The sequence below is a fragment of the Parasaccharibacter sp. TMW2.1882 genome, from assembly GCF_023337635.1.
Taxonomy (GTDB): Bacteria; Pseudomonadota; Alphaproteobacteria; order Acetobacterales; family Acetobacteraceae; genus Bombella; species Bombella apis.
The window spans coordinates 1-21,639 of sequence record NZ_NWUT01000001.1 but is presented as its reverse complement, the minus strand read 5'-3'; the positions used below and the strand labels follow the sequence as shown (position 1 = coordinate 21,639).

General features: G+C 59.0%; 24 protein-coding genes and 2 tRNA genes. 4 read left to right on the top strand and 22 right to left on the bottom strand.

Annotated elements, in window-relative coordinates; translation table 11 throughout:
- Positions 1-7: 7 nt before the first annotated feature.
- From CO583_RS00130 to CO583_RS00120, 3 genes are all read right to left on the bottom strand, one after another.
- Positions 8-1,171: a glycosyltransferase gene (locus CO583_RS00130; protein WP_193599741.1), complete on the bottom strand. Its 1,164-nt coding sequence runs from the start codon at positions 1,169-1,171 to the stop codon at positions 8-10.
- Positions 1,172-1,182: 11 nt separating this feature from the next.
- The gene (locus tag CO583_RS00125; protein WP_249102942.1) at positions 1,183-1,746 is read right to left on the bottom strand and encodes a hypothetical protein; all 564 of its coding nucleotides are present in this window, start codon (positions 1,744-1,746) and stop codon (positions 1,183-1,185) included.
- Positions 1,747-2,011: 265 nt separating this feature from the next.
- Entirely contained in the window at positions 2,012-2,563 is a 552-nt protein-coding gene (locus CO583_RS00120; protein ID WP_043559799.1) for a DUF4142 domain-containing protein, read from the bottom strand.
- A gap of 77 nt (positions 2,564-2,640) precedes the next feature.
- On the opposite strand from CO583_RS00120, the gene CO583_RS00115 reads away from it, so the two are divergent.
- The gene (locus CO583_RS00115) at positions 2,641-3,069 is read left to right on the top strand and encodes a DUF423 domain-containing protein (RefSeq protein ID WP_043559796.1); all 429 of its coding nucleotides are present in this window, start codon (positions 2,641-2,643) and stop codon (positions 3,067-3,069) included.
- On the opposite strand, the gene CO583_RS00110 is transcribed toward CO583_RS00115, so the two are convergent.
- Positions 3,066-3,386, bottom strand: a complete 321-nt coding sequence (locus CO583_RS00110; RefSeq protein WP_227449715.1) for a hypothetical protein — start codon at positions 3,384-3,386, stop codon at positions 3,066-3,068. The genes CO583_RS00115 and CO583_RS00110 overlap by 4 nt on opposite strands.
- 167 nt (positions 3,387-3,553) lie before the next feature.
- On the opposite strand from CO583_RS00110, the gene CO583_RS00105 reads away from it, so the two are divergent.
- A complete protein-coding gene (locus tag CO583_RS00105) occupies positions 3,554-4,087 on the top strand; it encodes a thioredoxin family protein (RefSeq protein ID WP_248630549.1) in 534 nt (177 codons plus the stop codon).
- Between the two features lie 55 nt (positions 4,088-4,142).
- On the opposite strand, the gene CO583_RS00100 is transcribed toward CO583_RS00105, so the two are convergent.
- From CO583_RS00100 to ffh, 10 genes are all read right to left on the bottom strand, one after another.
- Positions 4,143-5,348 carry a pyridoxal phosphate-dependent aminotransferase gene (locus tag CO583_RS00100; RefSeq protein WP_248630550.1) on the bottom strand — a complete coding sequence of 402 codons (1,206 nt, stop codon included), beginning with the start codon at positions 5,346-5,348 and terminating at the stop codon, positions 4,143-4,145.
- Complete coding sequence (locus tag CO583_RS00095) at positions 5,348-6,550, bottom strand: pyridoxal phosphate-dependent aminotransferase (protein ID WP_248630551.1); 1,203 nt, start codon at positions 6,548-6,550, stop codon at positions 5,348-5,350. The genes CO583_RS00100 and CO583_RS00095 overlap by 1 nt, the downstream gene beginning before the upstream one ends.
- 84 nt (positions 6,551-6,634) lie before the next feature.
- Positions 6,635-7,744, bottom strand: a complete 1,110-nt coding sequence (gene leuB, locus CO583_RS00090; RefSeq protein WP_043559783.1) for a 3-isopropylmalate dehydrogenase — start codon at positions 7,742-7,744, stop codon at positions 6,635-6,637.
- A complete protein-coding gene (leuD, locus tag CO583_RS00085) occupies positions 7,741-8,403 on the bottom strand; it encodes a 3-isopropylmalate dehydratase small subunit (RefSeq protein WP_043559780.1) in 663 nt (220 codons plus the stop codon). The genes leuB and leuD overlap by 4 nt, the downstream gene beginning before the upstream one ends.
- 2 nt (positions 8,404-8,405) lie before the next feature.
- The gene (gene leuC, locus CO583_RS00080) at positions 8,406-9,848 is read right to left on the bottom strand and encodes a 3-isopropylmalate dehydratase large subunit (protein WP_043559777.1); all 1,443 of its coding nucleotides are present in this window, start codon (positions 9,846-9,848) and stop codon (positions 8,406-8,408) included.
- 30 nt (positions 9,849-9,878) lie between these two features.
- Positions 9,879-10,256: a 50S ribosomal protein L19 gene (gene rplS, locus CO583_RS00075; protein WP_043559775.1), complete on the bottom strand. Its 378-nt coding sequence runs from the start codon at positions 10,254-10,256 to the stop codon at positions 9,879-9,881.
- Between the two features lie 23 nt (positions 10,257-10,279).
- Entirely contained in the window at positions 10,280-10,984 is a 705-nt protein-coding gene (trmD, locus tag CO583_RS00070) for a tRNA (guanosine(37)-N1)-methyltransferase TrmD (protein WP_043559772.1), read from the bottom strand.
- Positions 10,981-11,523 carry a ribosome maturation factor RimM gene (gene rimM, locus CO583_RS00065; protein ID WP_043559769.1) on the bottom strand — a complete coding sequence of 181 codons (543 nt, stop codon included), beginning with the start codon at positions 11,521-11,523 and terminating at the stop codon, positions 10,981-10,983. Before rimM ends, trmD begins: the two co-directional genes overlap by 4 nt.
- Before the next feature lie 25 nt (positions 11,524-11,548).
- A complete protein-coding gene (gene rpsP, locus CO583_RS00060; RefSeq protein WP_043559767.1) occupies positions 11,549-11,902 on the bottom strand; it encodes a 30S ribosomal protein S16 in 354 nt (117 codons plus the stop codon).
- Positions 11,903-11,956: 54 nt separating this feature from the next.
- Complete coding sequence (ffh, locus tag CO583_RS00055; RefSeq protein WP_249102940.1) at positions 11,957-13,378, bottom strand: signal recognition particle protein; 1,422 nt, start codon at positions 13,376-13,378, stop codon at positions 11,957-11,959.
- Positions 13,379-13,826: 448 nt separating this feature from the next.
- On the opposite strand from ffh, the gene CO583_RS00050 reads away from it, so the two are divergent.
- Both CO583_RS00050 and CO583_RS00045 read left to right on the top strand, forming a co-directional pair.
- Positions 13,827-15,143: a DUF2130 domain-containing protein gene (locus tag CO583_RS00050; protein WP_248630552.1), complete on the top strand. Its 1,317-nt coding sequence runs from the start codon at positions 13,827-13,829 to the stop codon at positions 15,141-15,143.
- A 105-nt stretch (positions 15,144-15,248) separates the two neighbouring features.
- Positions 15,249-15,338 (top strand) — tRNA-Ser (locus CO583_RS00045).
- A gap of 213 nt (positions 15,339-15,551) precedes the next feature.
- On the opposite strand, the gene CO583_RS00040 is transcribed toward CO583_RS00045, so the two are convergent.
- From CO583_RS00040 to CO583_RS00005, 8 genes are all read right to left on the bottom strand, one after another.
- On the bottom strand, positions 15,552-15,815 hold the full coding sequence (locus CO583_RS00040; protein ID WP_248460882.1) for a hypothetical protein: 264 nt from the start codon (positions 15,813-15,815) through the stop codon (positions 15,552-15,554).
- Between the two features lie 155 nt (positions 15,816-15,970).
- The gene (locus tag CO583_RS00035) at positions 15,971-16,453 is read right to left on the bottom strand and encodes a 4-fold beta flower protein (RefSeq protein ID WP_081563274.1); all 483 of its coding nucleotides are present in this window, start codon (positions 16,451-16,453) and stop codon (positions 15,971-15,973) included.
- Between the two features lie 116 nt (positions 16,454-16,569).
- Positions 16,570-17,127, bottom strand: a complete 558-nt coding sequence (locus tag CO583_RS00030) for a thioredoxin domain-containing protein (protein WP_348984441.1) — start codon at positions 17,125-17,127, stop codon at positions 16,570-16,572.
- Between the two features lie 121 nt (positions 17,128-17,248).
- Positions 17,249-18,559 carry a DEAD/DEAH box helicase gene (locus CO583_RS00025; protein ID WP_248630558.1) on the bottom strand — a complete coding sequence of 437 codons (1,311 nt, stop codon included), beginning with the start codon at positions 18,557-18,559 and terminating at the stop codon, positions 17,249-17,251.
- A gap of 262 nt (positions 18,560-18,821) precedes the next feature.
- Positions 18,822-19,433, bottom strand: a complete 612-nt coding sequence (metW, locus tag CO583_RS00020; RefSeq protein ID WP_043561041.1) for a methionine biosynthesis protein MetW — start codon at positions 19,431-19,433, stop codon at positions 18,822-18,824.
- Complete coding sequence (locus CO583_RS00015) at positions 19,423-20,586, bottom strand: homoserine O-acetyltransferase (RefSeq protein WP_248630559.1); 1,164 nt, start codon at positions 20,584-20,586, stop codon at positions 19,423-19,425. Before CO583_RS00015 ends, metW begins: the two co-directional genes overlap by 11 nt.
- Before the next feature lie 104 nt (positions 20,587-20,690).
- Positions 20,691-21,155 carry a hypothetical protein gene (locus CO583_RS00010; protein WP_043559754.1) on the bottom strand — a complete coding sequence of 155 codons (465 nt, stop codon included), beginning with the start codon at positions 21,153-21,155 and terminating at the stop codon, positions 20,691-20,693.
- 357 nt (positions 21,156-21,512) lie between these two features.
- Positions 21,513-21,589, bottom strand: a tRNA-Met gene (locus tag CO583_RS00005).
- Between the last annotated feature and the right edge of the window lie 50 nt (positions 21,590-21,639).

The following is a 21,639-nucleotide window of genomic DNA, read 5'->3' as shown; positions in this document are numbered from 1 at the left end:
CTCTCCCTCACAGGTTGGTCAAATGACGCCACGCATGGGCTTCTTCCGGCAGAGTGCCCAGCGTCTGGCCGATGATATAATCGGCCACGGCGCACTCATTGAAAAGGGCATGATAGCGCTGCCATCCCGCCCGGGCGGCATCCTTACGAAGGGTCGGCGCCTTGTGGTACTGGCTGACAAGCTCCACCAGTTCATCAAGACTGCTGAAGAAGGCCATCTCCTGATCAGAGAAGATACGGTCGAAACCTGTCTGCCGCTCCATGAAGACAAGCTGGCCGTTGCCGATCATCTGTGCAAGACGGTCTGAACTGTAGAGATAATAATCTGCCCTGCGGCTGATATTCAGCCCCATCGCTGTCTGCTCCAGCAAAAGGGAATAAGCAGCTCCACTGACATAAGGCTGCCGACGGACCCCCGCATAGGCAAAACGCACCGATGGGGGCAGCCGCTCCTCCAGCGTCTCGCAAAATTCCTCCATATTCCAGTCCCGTCCACAAATGGTCCGCAACCGGGCTGGATTCCCGCAGGAATAGAAAACATCCGCTTCCGGATATGACAGCGCAAAAGCCTGTCCCCGTTCGACACTGCGATCCACCGGGTTGGGAAGATACCCAACATGCCCCCTCTCCCCTACCACCTGCCGGACAACCGGCCCCGCCGTGGAGATGAAACTGGCATCCACCACCTGATGCCGGGCCGCAAAGTCTTTGGCATTGCTCTCCACGAACAGGGCATCAACATTCCACTGCACCACTGTCATGCCGGGCTGCTGCTGACGCAGCTCCTCAATGACGAAAGGGGGAATCATGTACCCATGCCCCAGCAGAAGAATGTCAGGCGCACTGAACGCCACGAATTCCTTCAGCGCCCGGAAAAGATGATGGCGGCCCATCTTGCGGCTGCCAAACCAGCCACCGGAGCGTGCAACATCCCTGTAAGGAAAATTGATAACGTGATGGCCATTCCGTATCAGGCCATTGGAGAGTTTCCCCCCCACACTGAACTGGGTCGGCGCCTTTTTCTTCAGGCTGAAAAAAAAGTCCCCAACATGAACGATCTTGAGGGGATGTGCCGTCTGCCATTCCCCCCCGTGCCATATCCTGTCGACCATCGCTGCCCCCATTCCGGCTGCCGGAAACCCAGCCATGGCAGAAGAACGTGCAGTCATCATGGCATGGTTGATCAGTCCGCCCACCATTGCACAGGTTTCTGGCCCTCGTCATCCACCTCCGCAGGGGCGGCTGGCTTTGCCCTGGTCGGGCTGGCAGCACGACGTGCCTGATGCTCCCGGGCCTGATGCAGCTCGGCCCGCAGGCGCAAGATGCTCTCATCACGCTGCTGGAGAGCCTTCCTGCCTTCCTCCACCTGGAGGCGCAGATGTGTCATCTGGGTATTCACGGCCTGAATCCGCTTGTTCAACGTAGCAAGCTCAGCCTCTACATCATGAACCCGACGCCTTTCCCTTTGCAGGCTCTGCTTCAGCCTTTCCTGCTCCTGCCCGGCCTCTGAGGCAGCCATCACACGATTCGCAGCCCTCTTCTGCGTAGGGCGCCCCAGTGACTGATGCTCCACAACAACCGTATCATCCCCGGAAAAACGACGGCGGCGCCCCACCTGCTGAGCAGATCGGCTACGGGGCACAGAATGGCCCCTGTAACCATGGCCCGGTGCCCCATCTCCGGCCTCTACGGCAGCTGGCCCGCCCCCCATTTTTTCCAGAGCCTTGCGAAGAGAATTCTCAGTCAAAGGCGAATCGTTCTGCATGTCCTGGTTCGTCGATCCTGATGATATGTCACAACAGAAAAACCTCTTCCTTTTTCCTGTACATCAGGAGCATCACCTGCTCTCAGGAAGACAAGAACCGGTACGGCATTTGTACAGAAAGATATCAGGACAGGTCTTCTACTCTCAATACTAGCCCTTTAACACACCATCAATAAAACGTCAAAAATATGACAAATTTCTGCCATATTATAGGAGGGCGCATCAGCCCCCATGACGCCAAAGTGCATCACCGGCGAATCAGACCCAGGCCCTGTTCCTGGCTGCGGTTTAGAAGGTCCAGCGCTGTTCCTGCCAGACTTTTCATGTCTGCCGTGCTGCCACTTTTTTTAGCCTGTGCCAGCGCAGCCCTCTCCCGTGCCGTGGAAGCATGGGTCAACGCATAAAGCAGAGCCCTGTCAAAAGGCCGCCCGTATGACCGGCCCAGCGTGGCCAGACGCTTCTGCTGTATGCCAGACTGCGTCTCGACCAATAAAAGCGTATGGGCTGTTGCCACCTTCTGGGCATCAGCATGCAGTTTGTCGTAATCCTTGGACTGTTGGGCCGCAAACCCCTTGATGAGCTCATCACCACTATGCAACGCAGCCAGATCGGTCGCAGCCTTCATATAGGCAGCACGCAGGTTGATCTGCTGCAACAGCACGGCATCATCGGCAGCCAGCTTCGGTACGGGCGTGACAGGCCCCTTTGGCAAAGGCGGAACCCGCGGAGCTGAAGGCGGCGTGAGACCACACCCCCCCAGAGACAGCAGCCCTGCACAAACCACAAAACGAAATTTCATACGACGTTCCCCCTTCTCATCCTCTCGGGCAGCTGAGACAATGCCCGCATCTCCTTTTCAGCCGGGTTATAATCAATATGCAGAATCATGACAGGGCAATTTCTTCCCGAACTGCCTTCCTGCTGAGAGGCCTGTTCAGTCTCGGAGCCCTCTATGCCAGTCTGGCCGTTGCCTGTCAGGCTGCGGCCACGCATCTGCCAGATACGGTCTTTCCTGTCCCCAATGGCAGAAGCATGATGCACATGGCTGCTGATATTGCCCTCTGGCACGGCATCGCCCTCTGTGCCCTGACACCGGCCAGCCGCTACCTCCACCCGCAACGCCTCGCCTTCGGCTGCACGGGGCTGGCACTGGGGACCAGCCTGTTCAGCATCCCTGTCACGCTGCATGGCTTCGGGATCCTGTTCCCGGCACGGCTGGCTCCGACAGGGGGGACGCTACTTATCCTCTCGTGGCTCTGCGTCGCTTCGGCCGCCTTCATCCGTTCCCCACTGAAAGGCTCCTAACGGCGGCGGACCCAATTCATGAGCCACAGGGCCAGAAGCTGTATCAGCAGGGCAAGCAGGAAACAGGAAAGGACGATTCCGATCAGGATCAGCTGCTCACGCCCCAAGGCCGTTTCGACATGAAACAGACCATAAAGACGCTGCCACAATGCCGTGCTGACAGCATGTTGCATGAGACGGGTTGCAGGCTGGTAGAACCTGACCACCAGCAGCAGGCCACAGGTAAGCCCAAGCAGAACGACCATCCGCCCCAATGTCGAAAGGACTGAAACCTCCTTGCGGGAAGCAGTATAAAAAATTGGCCGTTTCCGTCTCACCACAAGCACACCATCGCCTTATCAAACCCAAGATTCTACCCTAATTCATGACCTCATGGCTTATCAAGAAAAGCTCGGCGTCCGCCCCCTGTTTAACGTCCTGTTGTTACCTTGCCGCTAACAATAGGGAACGAATTCTTCACAAACCCACTGTCTCAGGAGAGATCATGCGTTTTTACCACTCCGCCCTGGCTCTTGCCGGTATGGGCCTTCTCCTCTCCTCCGGTGTTGCGCAGGGTACCAGCCCAGCCCCAACAGCACCCGCTCCCCTGCCAGACATCAGCAGAATGACCACCATCACTCCCGCCCATGAGCCTTACCCGCCAGCTGACCTGGCTGCCAGACAGGTTCATGAAGCCTTCCTGACCGCCGCCAGAACCAACCGGCGTGTCCTTCTGGATTTCGGAGGGAACTGGTGCCCGGACTGCCGCATTCTTGCAGGCATCTTTGCCGTTCCCTCCGTCAGCCAGTGGCTGGACGAGCATTTCGTGATCGTCCCCGTCAATGTCGGGCATCTTGATACCAACATGGAGCTGGCCCAGCAGTATGGCGTGACCATCAAGGCCGTCCCGACGGTCCTGATCCTCACACCCCAGGGCCGCCTGCTGAACCCTGACGGCACCCTCGCCCTCGGTTCGGCCCGCCAGATGGCTCCGCAATCCGTCATCACCCTCCTGAATGAGTGGAACCAGCGTCCCTGAAAACGGAGGGGGGGGGGCCATTCTTTGCCAGCAGCAGACATGGCCCCCGTCTCTGTCAGTCCGTGATTCCCTGCACGAAGCCCGCCAGCCGCCGGCAGGCTTCTTCCAGTTCCTCGTCAGACGCCGCAAAGGACAGGCGCAGATGCGGCCCATAGCCGAAGGCTGAACCCGGCACGGTTGCCACGTGAGCCTCCTCCAGCAGGGCCTCCGCAAAGGCCACGTCATCACTCAGCAGACGCCCCCCGGCAGATTTCCGCCCGATCAGGGCAGACAGCCCCGGATAGGCATAAAAAGCACCCTGCGGCAGGGCACAGCTCAGCCCCTCGATTCGCCGCAAGGCATCAATCACAAGCCCACGCCGCCGTTCGTAGGTCTCACGCATGGCCTGAACCCCGGCAATATCCTCTTTCAGGGCTGCCACGGAACCACCCTGTGCCAGCGTGCAGATGCCTGATGTCGTATTGCCCTGCACCTTGATCATCGCCCTGATGAGAGGCACCGGGCCGCAGGCAAACCCGACCCGCCAGCCTGTCATGGCATAAGCCTTGCTCATGCCATTGATGATGAGGATACGGTCGGCAAGGTCCGGAGCGACATTGAGCAGGGAGAGATGATGCCTGCCATCAAAGGTCAGGTGCTCATAAATCTCGTCGCTCATTACCATGACATGCGGAGCTTCCCGCAGGACGGCGGCAATGGCCTCCAGATCGTCCCGCTCCAGAATGGCACCGGTCGGATTGTTGGGGAAATTCAGCACGAGCCAGCGGGTCCGGGGCGTGATGGCCTTGCGGATGGCCTCGGCCTGGGGCCGGAAACCGTCTTCCTCCCGGCAGGCAATCTCCACCGGCACGCCACCGAACATCCGGGCAATGAGCGGATAGCTGACCCAGTATGGTGCTGGAACGATGACCTCATCCCCATCATCAAGCGAGGCCATGAACGCATTGAAAATGGCCTGCTTGCCACCATTGCAGACCATGAGCTGGTCCAGCGAGACGTCCAGCCCGTTATCCCGCCGGAACTTCCCGGCAACGGCCTCCAGCAGCGGCTTCTGCCCCGGAATGGGCGGATAGCCGGTATGGCCAGCCTTCACTTCCGCCACGGCTCCATCAAGAGCTGCCGCAGGAGATGGAAAATCAGGCTGCCCCAGAGCCAGAGAAATGACCGGTTTGCCCTGCGCTTTCAGTTCACGGGCACGGGCCGCCATGGCGATCGTCGCTGGCGTGGGCAATGTGGCGAGACGCCGGGACGGTCTGAACATCAGGCCAGCCCTCCACAGAAACGGGCAATGCGGCGGCAGGCTTCTTCCAGAAGCTCCGTGCTGGTGGCGTAGGACACCCGGAAATAACCCGGCAACAGGAAGGCCGTGCCATGAACGGCGGCCACCCCGACCTCCTCCAGCATGGCCTTGACGAAATCTTCGTCACTTTCCAGCACATGCCCGCCTGCCGTGCGCCTGCCCAGAAGCTGCTGTACGGACACGAACACATAAAAAGCCCCTTCCGGCCGGGCACAGGAGAGACCCGGAACCGCAGAAAGGGCATCCACCACAAGATCACGCCGCTTCTGATAAACAGCCACCATCTCGCCAATGAAATCCTGCGGACCGGACACGGCAGCCAGAGCGGCGGCCTGGGCGATGGAGCAGGCATTGCTTGTACTCTGCCCCTGCAGCTTGATCAGCTCCTTTGTCAGGGATACGGGGGCGGCAGAAAAGCCGATGCGCCAGCCCGTCATGGCATAGGCCTTGCTGACGCCATTCATCGTCAGGGTCCGTTCCCGCAGGCGGGGTTCCACCTGCACGACCGTGCAGGCTTCCCGCCCCTCATAGGTCAGCTTCGCATAAATGTCGTCCGTCAGAATCCAGACCTGCGGATGCTCCAGCAGGACATCCGTCAGGGCCTTCAGCTCATCCCGGGAATAGGCACTGCCTGTCGGATTGCAGGGAGAATTCAGCACCAGCCAACGGGTCCGGGGCGTGATGGCCCTGCTGAGCTGTTCGGCTGTCAGGCGGAAGCCCGTCTCGGGCGTGGTCGGCACGATGACCGGCTTGCCATCCGCCAGCTGCACGATGTCCGGGTAGGACACCCAGGCCGGAGCGGGGATGACAACCTCGTCCCCCGCATTCAGCGTTGCCACCATCGCATTATAGATGACCTGCTTGCCCCCCGTGGACACGCAGATTTCCTCCGGCCGGTAATCCAGACCGAAATCAGCATTCAGCCGTTCTGCCACGGCCTTGCGGAGAGCCGGCGTGCCGGCAACGTCGGTATATTTCGTCTCGCCACGCTGGAGGGCCTCGATCGCTGCCTTCTTGATGAAATCAGGCGTATCAAAATCCGGCTCACCAGCAGACAGGCTGATGACATCCCGCCCTTCCGCTTTCAGGGCTCTGGCCTTCTGCGTGATGGCGATGGTCTGGCTTGGCAGGATACGCCCCATCCGTTCGGCAGCGAGTGACATGTCGTTCCTCTTACATCTCAAAAAAACGCCCGCCCGTGATACACAGGCGGGCGCATGGCAGTTCATAGCACAATCACCCGGAGATCAGGCGAGTTTCTGAAGTTCCTTCAGCACGGCTTCTCCCATCTCCGCCGTGCTGACACGGCTCTCACCAGCAGCAGCGATGTCCGCCGTCCGCAGCCCGGAAGCCAGAACGTTGGAAACGGCCTGCTCGATCAGCTCGGAATCCGCACCACGATCCAGCGAGTAACGCAGCATCATGGCCAGAGACAGGATCTGCGCCAGCGGATTGGCAATGCCCTTCCCGGCAATATCCGGCGCACTGCCATGAATCGGCTCATACAGGGCGGCCTGCCTGTCCGACCCTTCCGGCGTGCCCAGCGTGGCAGAAGGCAGCATCCCCAGAGACCCGGTCAGCATGGAGGCGAGGTCTGACAGAAGATCGCCAAAGAGGTTGCCCGTGACCATCACGTCAAACTGGCGAGGATCACGCACGAGCTGCATGGCGCAGTTATCCGCCAGCATGTGCGTCAGCGTCACATCGGAATACTCACGCTTGTGCAGGTCCGTGACCACCTCACGCCAGAGCAGGCCGCTCTCCATGACGTTGCCTTTCTCCACGGAGCAGACACGGCCACTGCGCAGACGGGCGAGGTCGAAAGCCACACGGGCCACACGTTCGATCTCGGCGGTCGTATAGACTTCCGTATTCACGCCACGCTTCGTGCCATCCGGCAGGGTCTCGATTCCACGAGGCTCCCCGAAATAGACGCCACCGACCGTCTCCCGTACGATCATCAGGTCCAGCCCACGCACGACGTCCGGCTTCAGCGCAGAGGCGGAAAGCAGCGGGTCGAACAGCTTGGCCGGACGCAGGTTGGCGTACAGGTTCAGCTCCTTGCGGAGGCGCAGGATGGCCACCTCCGGCCGACGGTCAAACGGCACGTCCTTCCACGCAGGATCACCGACAGAGCCGAACAGTACGGCATCAGCAGCCTTGGCCTTGGCGATCACCTCATCCCGGATGGGTACATCATGCTTCGCCAATGAGGCCCCACCGACGAGGTCTTCCGACAGGTCAACATCGAGACCACGTTCGGCCTTCAGCCAGTCGATGATCCTGACGGCCTGCTCCATGATCTCCGGGCCGATGCCGTCACCCGGCAGCAGCAGGATTTTCTGTCTTGCGCTCATGCCTGCTCTCCCTTGCTACCAATGACACTCTGCGGGCGACCCGGCTGTTTCGTGGACGGCACCCAGGCACGGGATGGACGGGCCTCGAACTCACGGATGGCCTGCTCATGGTTCTTCAGTGTCTGGGCCACATCATCCAGCCCTTCCAGAAGAACCTGGCGACGGAACGGGTCCATCTCGAAAGACACGACCTCACCATCCGGGCGATGGATTTCCTGCTTTTCCAGATCAACCGTCAGGCGGGCATTCTCGCCGTGGCTGGCATCCTCCATCAGGGCAAGACACTGCTCACGGGGAAGACGGATCGGCAGGATGCCGTTCTTGAAACAGTTGTTGTAAAAAATGTCCGCAAAGCTGGGAGCGATCACGCAGCGTATGCCGAAATCCAGCAAGGCCCAGGGGGCGTGCTCACGGGATGACCCGCAGCCAAGATTATCCAGCGTGATCAGGATGCCGGCCTTGCGATAGGCCGGCTTGTTGAGCACGAAGTCCGGATTTTCCCGGCCATCAGCATCGTAACGCTGGCCTGCAAAAAGATGCTCGCCCAAGCCTGTTCGGCGGATGGTCTTGAGGAAACGGGCCGGGATGATCTGGTCCGTATCCACGTTCTCCTGTGGCAGGGCGGCAGCAACGCTTGTCAGACGGGTGAATTTTTCCATGATCAGGCGGCTCCTTCTGCCATTGTCGGCTCCAGCAGGTCCCGTGCATCGCACAGTGTCCCCGTCACGGCAGCCGCAGCAGCCATTGTCGGAGAACAGAGATGGGTGCGGCCATCCGGCCCCTGACGCCCCTCAAAATTACGGTTGGAAGTGGAAGCAGAACGCTGCCCGGCACTCAACCTGTCGGGATTCATGCCCAGACACATGGAGCAGCCCGCCTCACGCCATTCAAAACCGGCATCACGGAAAATCCTGTCCAGCCCTTCCTGCTCCGCCGCATGGCGGACCAGACCGGAACCCGGCACGACCATGGCCCGTACGCCGTCTGCCACCTTGCGGCCTTTCAGCACGGCCGCAGCAGCCCGGAGGTCCTCAATGCGGCTGTTCGTGCAGGACCCGATGAAAACGACATCCACCGGCGTACCGGCAATCTTCTGACCCGCTTCCAGCCCCATATAGGCCAGTGTGCGGCGGATGCGCTCGGCCTTGGCCGGGTCGGCAAAATCTTCGGGACGAGGCACGGTGCCGGTAATGGGCAGGACATCCTCGGGGCTGGTGCCCCATGTGACGGACGGGCTGATCTCGGCAGCATCCAGCACCACTTCCTCATCAAAATGGGCACCTTCATCCGTGGCGAGGGTCTTCCAGTACGCCACGGCCTGCTCGAAAGCCTCACCCTGCGGCGCAAAAGGACGCCCCCTGACATACTCAAACGTCGTCTCATCAGGGGCCACCATACCAGCACGGGCACCAGCCTCGATGGACATGTTGCAGAGCGTCATGCGTCCGGCCATGTCCAGCTTGCGAATGGCCGAGCCGGCAAACTCGATCACATGACCGGTGCCGCCTGCCGTACCGATACGGCCGATGATGCTGAGCATGATGTCCTTGGCTGTCACGCCGGGAGCAATCTCACCCTCGACTCGCACGCGCATGTTCTTGCTGCGCTTCTGGAGCAGGGTCTGGGTGGCCAGGACATGTTCCACCTCGGACGTGCCAATGCCGAACGCCAGCGAGCCAAAGGCCCCATGCGTGGAAGTATGACTGTCTCCACAGACGATCGTCATGCCCGGCAGGGAGACGCCCTGCTCCGGTCCGACAACATGCACGATGCCCTGCTGGCGGGACCGCAATGGGAAATAGGGAACGCCGAACTCCTTGACGTTCGCTTCCAGCGTTTCGATCTGGAGGCGGCTCTGCGGGTCTTCCACCGGCTGGGAGCGGTCGGAGGTCGGGACGTTGTGGTCTGCCACGGCCATCGTGGCATCAGGACGCCGCACCGGGCGCCCTGCGGCCCGCAGACTCTCGAAGGCCTGCGGGCTGGTCACCTCATGGAGGAGGTGGCGGTCGATGTAGAGAAGGCTCGTTCCGTCCTCAAGGGCTTTCACCACATGATCGTCCCAGATCTTGTCATACAAAGTTCTAGGGGTAACCGGATTCTGCATTCTCTCTCATCTCCTTATGAGAGCTGAAAATCAGCCCTCCTTTTTGACATCACGCGGACGCTCGGCAATACGGGCGGACTTACCGGAGCGGCCACGGAGGTAGTATAGCTTCGCACGACGGACCTTACCACGGCGAACAACCGTAATATCAGCAATCGTCGGGGAGAAAAGCGGGAAAACACGCTCCACACCCTCACCGTTGGAGACCTTGCGCACCGTGAAGCTGCTGCCCAGACCACGGTTTGAGCGGGCAATCACCACACCCTCGAAGACCTGTACACGTTCGCGTGTACCTTCAACAACGCGCACGCCAACACGCACGGTATCACCGGCGGCGAATTCAGGAACGCTGCGAATGGCGGAAAGACGCTCCATTTCGCGCGCCTCGTACTGCTGAATGATGTTCATGCTTCAAACTCCCGAAAAAAAACTCAACTCTGTTGCTGCTGTTCATACATGGCCCAGAGGTCCGGGCGACGTGTACGGGTCACAGCGATGGATTTCTCATCTCGCCAGCGGGCGATCTCCCCATGATTGCCAGAAAGCAGGACGGGCGGGACATCCCTCCCCTCCCATGTGGCAGGCCGCGTGTACTGGGGGTATTCCAGCAGTCCGGCAGAGAAGCTTTCCTCCTCCCCGCTCAGGGCTGACCCCATCACACCCGGCAGAAGTCTCACACAGCCATCAAGGAGTGCCAGTGCCGGTATTTCTCCCCCGGAAAGGACAAAATCCCCCATGCAGACCTGTTCGACCGCATGTTTCTCCAGCACCCGCTCATCAACCCCTTCAAACCGTCCACAGAGAATGACAACGCCCTCTCCCTGAACGTACCGTGCAATGTCCTTCTGCTCCAGACGATGGCCCCGTGGTGTCGGATAGATCACCGGGCGGCCATCATCTGTCTGCCTCACGCTGGTCAGGGCGTCATCCAGCACGTCCGGCCGCATGACCATCCCTGCGCCCCCGCCAAATGGCGCATCATCCAGGGCCTTGTGCACACCCCGCCCGAACGGACGGAGGTCATGCGTTCTACAGGCCCACAGGTTCCGCTCCAGGGCACGCCCTGCAAGGGAGCAGCCCAGCGGACCGGGGAACATCTCCGGGAAGAGGGTCAGGATGTCAGCCTGCCATGTCATGAGCGGACTTCCACCTCACCAGCCAGATCCCCTTCCACTTCCACGGCTTCCGGCGGGACGACCACGAGGCGTTTCGCCTTCATGTCCACCTCCGGCACGCAGGCCATGGTGAAAGGAATCAGCTGCCCCGCTTCCAGCTCCAGACTGGTGCCAGCCCCATAGTCATGGACACTGACAACACGCCCCACAGTCTCCCCGGAAGCAAGGACGGCTTCCATACCGATCAGGTCGATATGATAGAACTCGTCCTCTTCCACCTCCGGCAGAGCCTCACGGGCAACATAGAGCTTACGGTTCACCAGCTTTTCTGCCGCCGTCCGGTCCGGCAGGGGCTGTCCGTCCTGTCCCAGGACAGCAGCAATGCCCGGTGCCTTCCAGCGTATCTGCCACACGCTGCCCGTCTCATCATGAAGAGGCCCGAGTTCCTCGAGCGTCTCGGGATGCTCCGTTGCCGGGTGCAGGCGCACGAGCCCCCGCACGCCATGCGGACGCCCTATCGTGGCGACCAGAACATCCTGATGTGAAGGACGGTGTGACAAGAAGAAATCTCCCGCTCAGGCCTGATCAGGCCTCGGCTGCCTTGGCGGCTTCAGCAGCCTTGGCAGCACGCTCCTGGGCCTTCTTCTTCGGAGCGGACTTCTTGGGCTGCTCACGGAAGGCCGGCTTCGGTGCCAGACCGGCATGGCCGAGGAAACGGGCCACACGGTCGGTTGCCTGGGCACCCTGCTCCAGCCAGTGCTTGATGCGCTCGTCATTCAGGCGCACGCGGTCGGCGTGGTCGGACGGCAGCATCGGGTTGTAGGCACCCACCTTCTCAACAAAACGGCCATCGCGCGGGCTGCGGCTGTCGGCAACCACGATGTGGTAATACGGACGCTTCTTCGCACCTGCGCGGGACAGACGGATCTTCAGGCTCATAACAACTCCTGCATCATCAGAACATTACAAAAAGACAGACAGCCAAGAGGACACTCAGCCAAAAGGTGGACGGCCTCCCGGACCTCCCATCCCCTTGAACATATCGCCCAGACCACCGGCACCCCCCATGCCACGCATCAGACCAGACAGGCCGCCCATCTTGTTGAGCCGCTTCATCATGGTGGACATCTCACTGAACTGCTTGAGCAGCCGGTTGACCTCCGGAACGCTCGTGCCGGACCCAAGGGCGATACGCTTCTTGCGTGACGCCTTGATGATCTCCGGTCCGCTGCGCTCCTGCGCTGTCATGGAGGAAATGATCGCCTTGTGACGGTTGAAGATGGACGTGTCCAGATCCTTCCCCGCCAGCTTATCCTTCAGCTTGCCCATGCCCGGCAGCATGCCAAGAATGCCGGAAATGGAGCCAAGGCGATTGATCTGATTGATCTGCGAGACATAGTCATTCAGATCAAACTTGCCGGCGAGCATCCGCTTGGCAACACGCTCACCTTCTTCCTGATCGAGCTGCTCGGACGCCTTTTCCACCAGCCCGGCGACATCGCCCAGCCCCAGAATGCGCCCGGCAACACGCTCGGGATGAAACTCTTCGAGAGCCTCCATCTTCTCACCGGACCCGGTGAACTTGATGGGCTCTCCTGTCACGGCCTTCATGGAGAGGGCGGCACCACCACGGGCATCACCATCCATGCGGCTCATGATGACGCCGGTCAGGCCGATCTGGTCCTTGAAGGACTGTGCGGTATTGACGGCGTCCTGCCCGGTCATGGCATCGACGACCAGCAGTGTCTCCACAGGCTTCGCCACGTCACGAACCTGACGGACCTCATCCATCAGGGCCTCGTCAATGGCCAGACGCCCTGCGGTGTCGAGAATGACGATGTCGAAGCCTTCACGGCGCCCTGCATCCAGCGCACGGCGGGCGATCTCGACAGGCCCCTGCCCCTGTTCGATCGGCAGGGAGGTGACCAGCCCATTCGTGCGTCCGCCCACCTGCTCGGCGATCTGCTGGAGCTGGAGCTGGGCCGCCGGACGCTGCACGTCCAGACTGGCGAGCAGCACCTTCTTCCGCTCACGGCTGGCGAGACGGAGGGCCAGCTTGCCGGCAGTCGTGGTCTTGCCCGCCCCCTGAAGGCCGACCAGAAGATAAGGAATTGGAGCCGGAGCCGACAGGTTCAGCGGCACCGCACCAGCACCACCCAGAGCCTCGATCAGCGCATCATTGACGATCTTCGCCACGGCCTGACCGGGCGAGACGCCATCCAGCACCTCACCGCCGACAGCACGCTCCTTCACCTTGCTGACGAAGCTACGCACCACCGGCAGGGCCACGTCGGCCTCCAGCATGGCCAGACGGACCTCGCGCATGGCCTCGGTGACGTCACCCTCCGAAAGCCTCTCCCCGCGGGAAAGACCTTCGAAAACTTTCGACATTCTGCCAGAGAGCTGCTCGAACACGGGCTATCCTTAATTCCATGACAAACGCGCCACTGCGCGAACCCTCGCGGAGTGACGTGTCCGTAAACTTCCTACGCCTTTACGGCCTCTCTGGAGTTCCGTCAAGCTTTTCCCGTCTCGGCAGAAGGCAGGATAACTGCCCTCAGCTCACTTTTTTACCCTACCGTTTCTATCTGCCTCCTTTTATCCATAAAATAACAAGATAGCTGATCAATTTATAAGGAATCTCTTGTCATCCAGCAAAATTAGATTACAAACAATCCAATCCTCGCCCTTGCGGGGATGAACCGATAGCCGATCACCTTATTGGTTCCATTAAAAATGTGTTCCCCGCCCTTGCGGGGATCAAGCAAGGCCACTCCGTAATGAGCCGGCCTGCTTCCCTTCTCTCCAACTATCAGAAAACTGTCTCCCAACTACCTTCCACAATCCTGAAAGAGTTTCCATCATGACCACACACGACATCACCTGCCCCCACTGCCATAAATCATTTTCACTCGACAATGCAGGCTATGCCGACATCGTCAAACAGGTGCGGGACAAGGAGTTTGCCCGGCAGGTACAGGAAAAACTGGAAGCGGCGGCACAGGAAGAGCAGCTTGCCGCAGAACGGGCAAAATTTGCCCATGAGCAGGAAATGCATCAGGCCCTCCATGCCCGTGATGCTGAAATACAGGCCCTGAAAAGTCAGATTGAGCGACACGAAACGGACCAGCAGACGGCCGCCCGTCTTGCTGAAGCTGAAAGGAAAGCCCAGCTGCAGGAAGCCGTGCAGGCCAGGGAGACGGAGATCCATCAGCTTCAGGCCCGACTGGCTGCCGGTACGGCGGAAAAGGAACTGGCCGTCACGAAAGCGGTTGAGGCTGTCCAGAAGGAGCGGGACACCCTGCAAAACACACTGAAAGAGCTGGAGCTGAAAAATACTCTCGCCGCCTCCCAGCTGAAGGAGCATTACGAACTTCAGCTGAAGGACCGTGATGACCACATCGAACGGCTGAAAGACATGAAGGCCCGCCTCTCTACCAAGATGGTCGGTGAGACGCTGGAGCAGCATTGCGAGGTGGAGTTCAACCGGGCACGGGCGATGGCTTTCCCACGGGCCTATTTCGAGAAGGACAATGACGCCCGCTCCGGCAGCAAGGGGGACTACATCTTCCGGGATGCGGATGAAGGCGGAACGGAAATCATCTCCATCATGTTCGAGATGAAGAACGAGGCTGACAGCACCGCCACCAAAAAGAAGAATGAAGACTTCCTGAAAGAACTGGACAAGGACCGCACGGAGAAGAAATGCGAATATGCCGTGCTTGTCTCCCTGCTGGAACCCGAGAGCGAACTGTACAATACGGGCATCGTGGACGTGTCCCACCGCTACCCGAAGATGTACGTCATCCGCCCGCAGTTCTTCCTTCAGATCATCTCCCTGCTCCGCAATGCCTCCACCAATGCGCTGACCTACAAGCGGGAGCTGGAACTGACACGCCAGCAGAATATCGACGTGACCAACTTTGAGGAGAAGCTGGAGACGTTCAAGACCGGCTTCGCCCGCAACTATGACCTCGCACACAAACAGTTCAACACAGCCGTTGAAGAGATAGACAAATCCATCTCCCATCTTCAGAAGATCAAGGACAATCTCCTGAAGTCAGACAACAACCTGCGTCTGGCCAACGACAAGGCGCAGGACGTCACGATCAAGCGGCTCACACGGGGGAATGCGACCATGAAGGCGAAATTCGCAACACTGAGAGAAGATGGAGAGTAATGTCTGGCCCCATCCTTTTGAAACGGGCGCAGCTTCACAGCTTGACGCCCAACGGGTGAATCAGTATCAGGGGCCGTGCCTGCCTTCTCCATGGGAAGGCAGAACGGATGGGTGTCCGAGCGGTTTAAGGAACTGGTCTTGAAAACCAGCGTGCGTGGAAGCGTACCGTGGGTTCGAATCCCACCCCATCCGCCATAAGGCAGACTTCTCACAAGATCATCTTTCAACGCCTGATGGAAACCGGTCCGTTGGGGCGTGTCTTTCGTGCTGACCTCCTCTTTGAGGCCGGTCAGGCAGGCACTACGGGGGCTCAGCCGGGGGCCTCGACTGCCCCTTGAAAGCATCAAAAAAAGCCTGCCCTCCCTCAGGGAATGGCAGGCCTGCGGCAGTCTTCACGCATGGAACCGATCAGCCTCGGTGATCGTGTTCAGCACGCTTGCCGAGCGCCGTGATGTGAGAGGCTTCCAGCCCTTCGGGATTGTGGTGAGCCTTCCGGGCGATGTCACGTTCTGCGTCCGTGGCGTGCTCACCACTCTTCAGAACATGATCTGCCAGTCGGATGACCTCATCCTTTGTCAGCAGCTTCGGTGTATGGATGGCCTTGCGGGCCAGCTCATGCAGAGAGCTGCTGGCATGAGGTGCCTTGTGCTCATGAGATGCTGTTGTCGGCATGTTCCCAGCCTTTCATTATGAAGACCCTGCCGGGACAGGGTCTGTTATCCCCTGTTGGAGAGGGGCATCACCGCCCCGTCTTCACGGTGAAAGTTTGCCAACCGGACAACAAGTGCACTTCATGCAGGGCTGGCCTGCTGATGGTGTGACACGGCTTACCGGGGCAGACGGTGCAGCAGGATCAGAGCACCCGTCGTCCGGTCTTCCCTGGAGAGCTGTTCCCCCAGACGATCCTTATCAATACTACCAACGGACGAACCATTACGGTCACGCAGGGTACCGTCCCTGTCGATACTCCCCACGTAAGACCCGTTCCGGTCCCGCACGGTTCCATCATCATCCAGACTGCCGACAGACGAGCCATTCCGGTCACGCACGGTTCCATCATCCTCCATACTGCCGAAAGACGCACCGTTCCGGTCACGGATGAGGCCATCCTGCTCAAGGCTGCCAATGGAAGAACCATTACGGTCCCGCAGGGTTCCGTCCCCGTCGATGCTCCCCACGTAAGACCCGTTCCGGTCCCGCACATCACTGATCTGCTGCACATGGCCGGAAAACATCTGCGCCCCGGCAGAACTCACCGGGCCAACAACCCCCAGCCATCCCATGACCAGCAAAATACCCACACGTTTCATTCCATGTCTCCCTGAACAGATCACCCGTTCCCCGTCATTACACTACGCCGCATGTGGCCCATGTTGCTGCCCCATGAAGACTGCGTAATGACCATACAGCCTCCGGCAGCCCCATCTCACTTCAGAAGGGCCACCCATTCCTCGACGGACTGCCCGCTCTGAAAACGGTCATCCACCTTTCCATCCAGCATGACAGTTGGTGAAACATGAATGCCGTGCTGCCGTGCGTAGCGGGCATGGGCTTTCATGGCATCCGTCACGCTGGGAAGGCGAAAAGGCACTGCCAGATTGAGACGGGTATGACCCTCAAGCCGGCTGATCAGATCGTCGGGCGTGGTCTGCATGTTCGGCCCTTCACAATGATGGGAAAACTCGAACTCCTCCCTGTGATCACCGATCGTCCGCACTGTCTGCCAGGCCGTATCCCGGCCATCAGGCAGGGTCGCCGCAGCAAGAATGCACCGGACCAGAATACCCGAAAACAGATGCCACGGCTGGGAATGAAGATGCACCTGAAGCGTCAGCCTGTCCTCCCCCACATGCTCCAGAAACGACATGAGCTTTCTGGAAGCACGAACACAGAAAGGACAGGTTGGTTCCAGAAAGACCTCAATCTTCCGGGCTCCATGGCCCCAGACCAGATCAACCGGCTTTCCTGTTTTTTCAACCATCATGACGTCTCCTTCTGCCGGACTGATGAATAGGTCTGCCCTGCACTTTATCCTGCACTCCATACAGAAACAGCCCCGCATGACACGGGGCTGTTTCTCATCTGGAACATGACTGACAGAAGAATCAGGAGGAGCGCCGCCTTCTGGCTCCGGGGGCTGCCCGCCCACCAGCAGCAGGGCGGGAGGACGTCTGCGGCCGTGAGGAACGACCACGTCCACCGCCGCTACCGCCACGCCCTCCCCGGCCGCCACGTCCACCACCCAGCACAGGCGGTGGCAGGGTCGAGTTCTGGGCCTCTGTGGAATGGTATGGGTGATCCGTAATCACCGGCACGTTCTTGCCGATACGCTTCTCAATATCCCGCAACCAGGCACGCTGTTCAGCATCACAAAGGGACACGGCCCAGCCCTCCCGACCAGCACGGGCCGTCCGACCGATACGGTGGACGTAAGCTTCCGGCACATTTGGCAGGTCATAATTGAAGACGTGAGAGACCTCATCCACATCAATGCCACGGGCGGCAATGTCCGTAGCGACCAGCACGCGGACACTGCCATCGCGGAAGCCCTGCATGGCACGCTCCCGGGCCCCCTGCGACTTGTTCCCATGAATGGCGGCTGCCGGGATCCCATTCTTGCTGAGATATTCCGCCACCTTGTTGGCTTCATGCTTCATCAGCGTAAAAACAACGGCCCGCACGACACGGTCATTATTGACCAGCATCATCAAGGCTTCTTTCTTCGCTGTGGAATCCACGAACAGGACAGCCTGCCGGATGCGATCCACCGTACTGGATTCCGGCGTGACCTGAACAGTTTCAGGGTCATTCAGCAGGGAATGGGCCAGCTCACGGATGGATGGCGGCATGGTCGCCGAGAACAGCAATGTCTGTCGCTTCTCCGGGAGACGGGCCACAATGCGACGGATGTCATGAACAAACCCCATGTCCAGCATGCGGTCTGCCTCATCCAGCACGACAATCTCCAGCGTGGAAAGATCAATATGCCCCTGCCCGACGAGGTCCAGCAGACGGCCGGGGGCCGCCACCATGACATCAACGCCACGCTTCATGGCTTCCACCTGCCGGTTCTGCCCCACGCCACCGAAGATCACCGCATGGGAGAATTTCATGTGCCGGGCATAGGCGGCAAAATTGTCGGCAATCTGCGCCACAAGCTCCCGCGTCGGGGCCAGCACCAGAACACGCGCACTACGAGGGGCCGCCTTGTGGGGATGTTCCAGAAGATAATGGAGGATGGGCAGAGCAAATGCTGCTGTTTTGCCCGTTCCTGTCTGCGCCAGACCGAGAAGATCCCGTCCCTCCATGAGATGGGGAATTGCCCCAGCCTGAATGGGGGTTGGCGTGGTGTAGCCCTCTCCGTCCAGCGCCTGCAAAATTGGGACCGCCAGACCGAGCGCTTTGAAACTGCTCATGATTCTTCCTCAAAACCGGCGTTACTCCAGCACTCTGATCTGGCAACACCGCATAAAATAAACGCCTGAACCCCTCTTTCCTGAGGCGTTCCGCTCGTCTCGCCCAAAAATAGGACTCTATTTGTCTTATAACAAGAGGAAAAAGACGATGTCTTTTTATGACCTTATTTCGCAAAAAAGGCAGGCCACCTCTGTTTCCATAAAAAACAATGAAAACAGATCGTTAGGGCCTACAAACTGCCTTATAACGTCTCCGTGAATTCTATTTCTGTTCACTTTTGCGGCGAAGAAGAAACAGTCCCTGCTCCCCGAACAGATTGGCCAGATGGGGCGAACACCCTGCCAGACGGGACTGACGGTTTCCGTTCACGACCATCCACTGACAGACCTCGTACCCGTCTTCCTCACACAATGCAAAGAAATCATAGATCGTACAGGGATGGATGTTCGGCGTTTCATACCAAGGGGTAGGCCAGACGGATGTCATCGGCATCCGCCCCGTCCGCAACAGATGCCAGCGCAGCCGCCAATGTCCAAAATTGGGAAAAGAGACCAGCGCCAGCCGACCTATCCTCAGCATGTGCCTCAGGACATCCCGTGGACAGTCCACTGCCTGAAGCGTCCTTTGCAGAACGACGTAATCAAACGTTCCATCAGGATAATCAGCCAGCACCACATCGGCATCACCATGCATGACGGGCAGACCATGGGCTACCGACTGCGTGACCGCTTTCATGTCCAGCTCCAGCCCTTGGGCGTCGCAATTCTTCTCCCTGGACAGGTGGCCAATCAGGCTTCCGTCGCCACACCCGATATCCAGCACCCGGCTATGGGGAGCCACCATGGCGGCAATCAACTCCTGATCAAAGCGCATGATGATGGTCTCCCTCAGCCAGACCGGCCTGACGGGCCATTCCATTCAGAAACCCACGAACCGTTCTGTCAAAATCCGGCTCTTCCAGAAGAAACGCATCATGCCCCCGGTCACTGTCTATTTCTACGAAAGACACATGCCCTCCTGCCTGGGTGATGGCCCGAACCAGTGTCCGGGAACGGGATGTCGGAAACAGCCAGTCAGAACTGAAAGACACAACACAGAAACGGGTTTTCACGCCTCGGAACGCCTCCGAAAGACTGCCTCCATGCTCGCTGCCCAGATCGAAAAAATCCATGGCCCTCGAAATACTCAGATACGAATGAGCATCAAAGCGGCGCGTAAAGTTGGACCCTTGGTAGCGCAGGTAACTTTCCACCTGGAACATGCCCCCAAAAGGGAGGGCAGCCAGTGGATCATGGGGGGCCGGCATGGTGCCGGGACGGATTTCCCGCCCGAACTTCCTGGTCAGGGCTTCTTCCGAAAGATAGGTGATATGGCCAACCATTCTGGCCACGGCCAGACCACGGGCCGGGATGACGCCATGGGCCTGATAATCCCCCCCGTGCCAGTCCGGATCACCATAAATGGCCTGACGGCTGACCTCGTTGAACGCAATGTTCTGGGCTGACTGAAACGGCGATGTTGCAATCGGCATGGCAGCAAAGACGCGATCTGGATAATCCGTGGCCCATGTCAATGTCTGCATCCCACCCATGGAGCCACCAATGACAGCAAAAAGCCTGTCAATGCCAAAATGGTCCACCAGCTTTACCTGAGCGGCCACAATATCGTGCATGGTGATTGGAGGAAAATCCTTCCCCCATGGCCGCTCTGTCCCGGCCCGTACCGTTGTGGGGCCGGTGGTCCCCATACAGCCACCCAGCACGTTGGCACAGATGACAAAGAAACGGTCCGTATCGATAGGCAAACCGGGACCGACCATACGGAACCACCAGCCCGGCTTCCCCGTAACGGGATGCGGGCTGGCCACATACTGGTCGCCGGTAAAAGCATGACATATGACGATGGCATTATCCCTTGTGGGAGAAAGCTCACCATATGTCTGATAGGCAATATCCAGCGAAGCGATCTTCTCCCCACACTGAAGGGTCATCCCCTCAGGGAAAGTGATAGACTGTACTTCCAACATCGGCTCCGGCTGTCTGTAACGAGAAACCCGTATAAAAACACTGCCATACTCATGGTTTCAAGACAGAATAAGCACGGAGCCCACGGCATCGTTCCGAAAACTGCTTATTCCGCTGCTTCCAGCATTTCCGGATAGTTATCCTGAGCCAAGGCCGGCATTGGCATCCTCTCGGCCACAGACTGCATCCTCTTGCGCACGGGGAGCCAGTACCCATAAGCAGCCAGAGCCTGCCCAAGATGCATCAGCGCTTCGCCCAGCTCAGAATGTAGAGTCTGCTCCTCCGGAGCATTCTGCATATCTGACAGAATGTTCAGAAGATGTTCCTCCGTGGCCGAATATTCCAAGGCTGCGGTTGCACAGACAGCATGAAGAAAAAGCGCCTTGAACCGCTCCTGAAGGCGCTCTGCCTCCTGCCCCAGGAGCCCAGACAGAGACATGGAGCGCCGCCAGCAGCTCGGCCCCAGCAGATACCGCAGGGCCCACAGGGCCGTCTGCTCCTCCCGCGCCAGTGTCTTCATGGAAGCGTCATGGATGGTGTCACGCCGTTCGGCAATCTGAATGATGTTCATGAGGCCTCTCCCTCTCTCTGCGAGTTGCTTCACGAATGACGTTAGATGAGAACTCTTCTCACTTTCAACAGAAAGATGCGACCTGAATCCCCTCTCTCCCGGCAAAAATACGCAAAGAGCTACAAAAACAGCCAGTTATTGACGTTATTAAAGTTTTCTATAAGCCAGAGAATCAGGTTTTAGAAACACAAGATGCTGTGGTTCTTTGCATCCACAGCACACAAGATATCGATTCTCACATGAGGATGGTCATATCCCCTCGTGGAGTCTGTTCCCTCTATTCATGACAGATGGTTGGGGAACGTGTGGACCCACGGGAGGACCATGGCTATCTGGCGGTATCTGATTTTGTGGGTATGGATGCGGGGGTAGGATTTGAACCTACGACCTTCAGGTTATGAGCCTGACGAGCTACCGGGCTGCTCCACCCCGCGTTGGTGGGTGGTTTTTATGGGGGTGGGTGAGCGAGGGGACCTGGCGGCGA

Excerpts from the sequence above, each read along its gene's own strand:
- CO583_RS00095 (WP_248630551.1), bottom strand. The coding sequence starts at position 6,550 with ATGTCACTCGCTGCCGAACGGATGGGGCGTATCCTGCCAAGCCAGACC.
- CO583_RS00035 (WP_081563274.1), bottom strand. The coding sequence starts at position 16,453 with ATGAAACGTGTGGGTATTTTGCTGGTCATGGGATGGCTGGGGGTTGTT.
- rplS (WP_043559775.1), bottom strand. The coding sequence starts at position 10,256 with ATGAACATCATTCAGCAGTACGAGGCGCGCGAAATGGAGCGTCTTTCC.
- leuB (WP_043559783.1), bottom strand. The coding sequence starts at position 7,744 with ATGAGCGCAAGACAGAAAATCCTGCTGCTGCCGGGTGACGGCATCGGC.
- CO583_RS00100 (WP_248630550.1), bottom strand. The coding sequence starts at position 5,348 with ATGTTCAGACCGTCCCGGCGTCTCGCCACATTGCCCACGCCAGCGACG.
- trmD (WP_043559772.1), bottom strand. The coding sequence starts at position 10,984 with ATGACATGGCAGGCTGACATCCTGACCCTCTTCCCGGAGATGTTCCCC.
- CO583_RS00050 (WP_248630552.1), top strand. The coding sequence starts at position 13,827 with ATGACCACACACGACATCACCTGCCCCCACTGCCATAAATCATTTTCA.
- CO583_RS00010 (WP_043559754.1), bottom strand. The coding sequence starts at position 21,155 with ATGAACATCATTCAGATTGCCGAACGGCGTGACACCATCCATGACGCT.
- CO583_RS00040 (WP_248460882.1), bottom strand. The coding sequence starts at position 15,815 with ATGCCGACAACAGCATCTCATGAGCACAAGGCACCTCATGCCAGCAGC.
- rpsP (WP_043559767.1), bottom strand. The coding sequence starts at position 11,902 with ATGAGCCTGAAGATCCGTCTGTCCCGCGCAGGTGCGAAGAAGCGTCCG.
- CO583_RS00130 (WP_193599741.1), bottom strand. The coding sequence starts at position 1,171 with ATGATGACTGCACGTTCTTCTGCCATGGCTGGGTTTCCGGCAGCCGGA.
- CO583_RS00115 (WP_043559796.1), top strand. The coding sequence starts at position 2,641 with ATGCAGAATCATGACAGGGCAATTTCTTCCCGAACTGCCTTCCTGCTG.
- leuD (WP_043559780.1), bottom strand. The coding sequence starts at position 8,403 with ATGGAAAAATTCACCCGTCTGACAAGCGTTGCTGCCGCCCTGCCACAG.
- CO583_RS00030 (WP_348984441.1), bottom strand. The coding sequence starts at position 17,127 with ATGATGGTTGAAAAAACAGGAAAGCCGGTTGATCTGGTCTGGGGCCAT.
- CO583_RS00015 (WP_248630559.1), bottom strand. The coding sequence starts at position 20,586 with ATGTTGGAAGTACAGTCTATCACTTTCCCTGAGGGGATGACCCTTCAG.
- metW (WP_043561041.1), bottom strand. The coding sequence starts at position 19,433 with ATGCGCTTTGATCAGGAGTTGATTGCCGCCATGGTGGCTCCCCATAGC.
- CO583_RS00025 (WP_248630558.1), bottom strand. The coding sequence starts at position 18,559 with ATGAGCAGTTTCAAAGCGCTCGGTCTGGCGGTCCCAATTTTGCAGGCG.
- CO583_RS00120 (WP_043559799.1), bottom strand. The coding sequence starts at position 2,563 with ATGAAATTTCGTTTTGTGGTTTGTGCAGGGCTGCTGTCTCTGGGGGGG.
- leuC (WP_043559777.1), bottom strand. The coding sequence starts at position 9,848 with ATGCAGAATCCGGTTACCCCTAGAACTTTGTATGACAAGATCTGGGAC.
- CO583_RS00105 (WP_248630549.1), top strand. The coding sequence starts at position 3,554 with ATGCGTTTTTACCACTCCGCCCTGGCTCTTGCCGGTATGGGCCTTCTC.